The 3,536-nt window shown below is 72.2% G+C and carries 3 protein-coding genes and 2 riboswitches; of the genes, 1 reads left to right on the forward strand and 2 read right to left on the reverse strand.

Annotation, left to right across the window (positions count from 1 at the left end; all coding sequences use genetic code 11):
- On the reverse strand, positions 1-1,377 hold a 1,377-nt coding region (gene nadA / locus ESO86_RS13675), incomplete at its 3' end, for a quinolinate synthase NadA (protein WP_129235506.1).
- Positions 1,374-2,153 (reverse strand): NUDIX hydrolase, encoded by a 780-nt coding sequence (locus ESO86_RS13680; protein WP_129235507.1) that lies wholly within the window; start codon positions 2,151-2,153, stop codon positions 1,374-1,376. The genes ESO86_RS13680 and nadA, both read right to left, overlap by 4 nt.
- Positions 2,154-2,339: 186 nt before the next feature.
- A riboswitch (glycine riboswitch) is annotated at positions 2,340-2,442 on the forward strand.
- A 1-nt stretch (position 2,443) separates the two neighbouring features.
- Positions 2,444-2,549: riboswitch (glycine riboswitch) on the forward strand.
- A gap of 45 nt (positions 2,550-2,594) precedes the next feature.
- On the opposite strand from ESO86_RS13680, the gene gcvT reads away from it, so the two are divergent.
- The coding region (gene gcvT, locus ESO86_RS13685) for a glycine cleavage system aminomethyltransferase GcvT (RefSeq protein ID WP_129235508.1) at positions 2,595-3,536 on the forward strand (942 nt) is incomplete at its 3' end.

The following is a 3,536-nucleotide window of genomic DNA, read 5'->3' on the forward strand; positions in this document are numbered from 1 at the left end:
CGACGCGGCATCCGTCGCCGCCGCGATGGTCGACCCGGCCGGCACGGGCACCGAGGCCGGCGGCTTGGCCGCGAGCATGCGCTCGAGCGCGAGTCGCGCCGGCTCCGCGACCTCCTCGCCGACCGAGATGCGGTTGACGACCCGCCCGGCGACGAGTTCCTCGAGCACCCAGGCGAGGTAGCCCGGGTGGATGCGGTACATCGTCGAGCACGGGCAGACGACCGGGTCGAGGCAGAAGATCTCGTGCTCGGGGTGCTCGGCCGCGAGTCGCTGCACGAGGTTGATCTCGGTGCCGATCGCGAACGTCGACCCGGCGGGCGCCGCCTGGATCGCCTTCACGATGAAGTCGGTCGAACCCGAGGCGTCCGCCGCGTCGACGACCGGCATCGGGCACTCGGGGTGCACGATGACCTGCACGCCCGGGTGCTCGGCGCGGGCCCGCTCGATCTGCTCGACCGTGAAGCGCTTGTGCACCGAGCAGAAGCCGTGCCAGAGGATGACGCGGGCGTCATCGAGGTCCTCGGCCGCGTTCCCGCCGAACGGCTTGCGCGGGTTCCACATCGGCATCTGCTCGAGGGGCACGCCCATGGCCTTCGCCGTGTTGCGGCCGAGGTGCTGGTCCGGGAAGAAGAGCACGCGCTGCCCGCGCTCGAAGGCCTGCTCGAGCACGGTCGTCGCGTTCGAGGACGTGCAGACGATGCCGCCGTTGCGGCCGACGAAGCCCTTGAGCGCGGCCGACGAGTTCATGTACGTGACCGGGACGACCGGCACGCGCCCCGACGCGTCGGTGGCGGTGAGGTCGCCGTAGACCTCCTCGAGCTGCTCCCAGCACTCCTCGACGCCCGACTCGTCGGCCATGTCGGCCATCGAGCAGCCCGCGGCGAGGTTCGGCAGGATCACGGCCTGGTCGGGGCGCGAGAGCATGTCGGCGGTCTCGGCCATGAAGTGCACGCCGCAGAACACGATCGCCTCGGCCTCCGGGCGCGTCATGGCGGCGTTCGCGAGCTGGAACGAGTCGCCCGTGAAGTCGGCATGCTGCACGACCTCGTCGCGCTGGTAGAAGTGGCCGAGGACGACGACCTTCTCGCCGAGCGTCGCCTTCGCGGCGCGGATGCGGTCGTGCAGCTCGGCGTCGGAGGCCTCGCGGTACTCGGCGGGAAGCGCGCCCTGGCGCGGCGACCCGGTCGGGATCACGTCGCCCATCGACGAGCCCGGGCCGTAGCCGGCGGGGCCGGAGTCGAACTCCCACGGGCCCTTCGCGAGGTCGGGCGTGCAGGTCTCGCCTGAGGCCTTGCCGGTGGTGATGAGCCGGATGGTGCGATCGACGGATGCCGCGAGGCGGACCTCGCGCTCGGGCGTGGTTGCTGTGGTGCTCATTGCGGTTCCTTGCTGTGCGTTCCGGGCCTGGTCGGGGATGCGGTGGCGGATGCCGCGAGCGGCGGCGCCGCCGGCGCCGGTGAGGGCGACGCCACGGGCGAGTGTGCGGGGTCGAAGCGGTAGAGCGCGGGCGGGCGGTGCCGCGTGCCGGCGAGGCGTTCGCCGGTGTCGATGAGGGTTCCGGACGCCTCGATCGTGCGGCGGAAGTTCGCGGGGTCGAGGCGTCGCCGGAGGACGGCCTCGTGCACGCGGCGGAGCTCCGCCATGGTGAACCGCTCGCCGAGGAGGGCATGCGCGATGCGCGAGTAGACGAGCTTCGTGCGAAGGCGCCGGAGGGCGTAGTCGATGATCGCGGCGTGGTCGAACGCGAGGTCGGGCAGCGCGTCCTCGTCGAACCAGCGGACGTTCTCGTCGGACACGGCGCGCTCGACCTCGTCGGAGTGCACGAGCGCCCAGTAGACGACGGAGACGACGCGCTCGCCGGGGGAGCGGTCGGGGTCGCCGAACGTGTAGAGCTGCTCGAGGTACTTCGGGGCGAGCCCGGTCGTCTCGTGCAGGGTGCGTGCGGCGGCGTCGTCGAGCGCCTCGCTGACCGGCAGCCAGCCGCCGGGCAGTGCCCATCGGCCGAGCCCGGGTTCTCGGAGTCGCCGCACGAGCGGGATGCGCAGGCTCGTGGGGCGTTCGCGGTCGTCGGCGACGCCGTCGGCCTGGTCGGGGGCGAGGGCGAAGATGACCGTCGAGACGGCCAGGCGTGCGCGCGCGTCGTGCTGCGACATCCGTTCGCCCCTCTCGCCGACGCTTAGAGTCAGCATGACGCTAAGTCGTTGGACGACAGCTTACAGTCACCATGACACGAACGCCAATCGCGTGACGCGGCAGCCGCGCGACGCGCACGCGCGACTGCGCGCGAACCCGGGCGCGCGCGTTGGTAGACTGCCCCCGACAACCGCATACCGGGCCATCGACGCATCGCGGGAGAGCCGGCGGTTCCTTGACGGAACATGCCGGCACCGAAGGAGCAAGCCTCCCCGCCAATCTCTCAGGTCGCATCACCGCGATGACGAGGCCGACTCTGAAAAGCGGATGCCGCATCGGCGGCTTCCCGCCGAAGGTGAAAGCACAGCTCCCCCGGGGCGTCGCGAAGCTCTCAGGCCCATGACAGAGGGGGAGTTCTTCCGCGGCGACCGCCGCGTGATCCGCGCGATCCTGGAGAACTCGTGACCGACGCACCCGGAACCACCGACCCCGGCACCACCGAGCGCCGCAGCCCCCTCGACGAGGTGCACCGCGCCGCGGGCGCGTCGTTCACCGACTTCGCCGGCTGGCAGATGCCGGTCCGCTACTCCAGCGACCTCGCGGAGCATCACGCGGTCCGCGAGCACGCCGGACTCTTCGACCTCTCCCACATGGGCGAGATCCTCGTCGTCGGGCCCGAGGCCTCCGACGCGCTCGACTACGCGCTCGCCGGCAAGCTGTCGGCGATCGTCGAGGGCCAGGCCAAGTACTCGCTCCTCCTCGCCCGCGACGGCGGCGTCATCGACGACCTCGTGATCTACCGCACCGGACCCGACCGCTACATGGTCGTGGCCAACGCCGCCAACCGCCACGTCGTCGCCGAGGAGCTGCGCGCGCGCACGGCGCCCTTCGAGGCCGACGTGTTCGACGAGTCCGACGACATCGCGCTCGTCGCCCTGCAGGGACCCGACGCGCTCGAGGTGCTGCAGCAGACCCCCGGCTTCGGCATCGAGGGCCCGGGCAACGACCAGGAGGACTTCGTCGCCGCCGTCGCCGCGCTGAAGTACTACCGTGCGATCGCCGCGACCTGGGAGGGCGAGCCCGTGCTCGTCGCCCGCACCGGCTACACCGGCGAGGACGGCTTCGAGCTCTACGTGGCCCCCGAGCGCGCGAAGGCGCTGTGGGAGGCGCTGCAGGAGACCGGCGGCCCGCGCGTCGTGCCCTGCGGGCTCGCGAGCCGCGACACGCTCCGCCTCGAGGCGGGCATGCCGCTCTACGGCCACGAGCTCTCCCGTGACATCCTGCCCGTCCAGGCCGGCCTCGGCCGGGTCGTCGCGCTGACGAAGGACGGCGACTTCGTCGGCCGCGCCGCCATCGAGCAGGGCCCCGCCGAGGGCGCGCCCGTGCTGGTCGGGATCACCGCG

Origin of the sequence: Agromyces binzhouensis (assembly GCF_004135055.1) — a bacterium.
Classification (GTDB): Bacteria; Actinomycetota; Actinomycetes; order Actinomycetales; family Microbacteriaceae; genus Agromyces; species Agromyces binzhouensis.

Bases quoted from the DNA above. Each gene is read 5' to 3' on its own strand.
- ESO86_RS13680 (WP_129235507.1), bottom strand. From the start codon at position 2,153: ATGTCGCAGCACGACGCGCGCGCACGCCTGGCCGTCTCGACGGTCATC.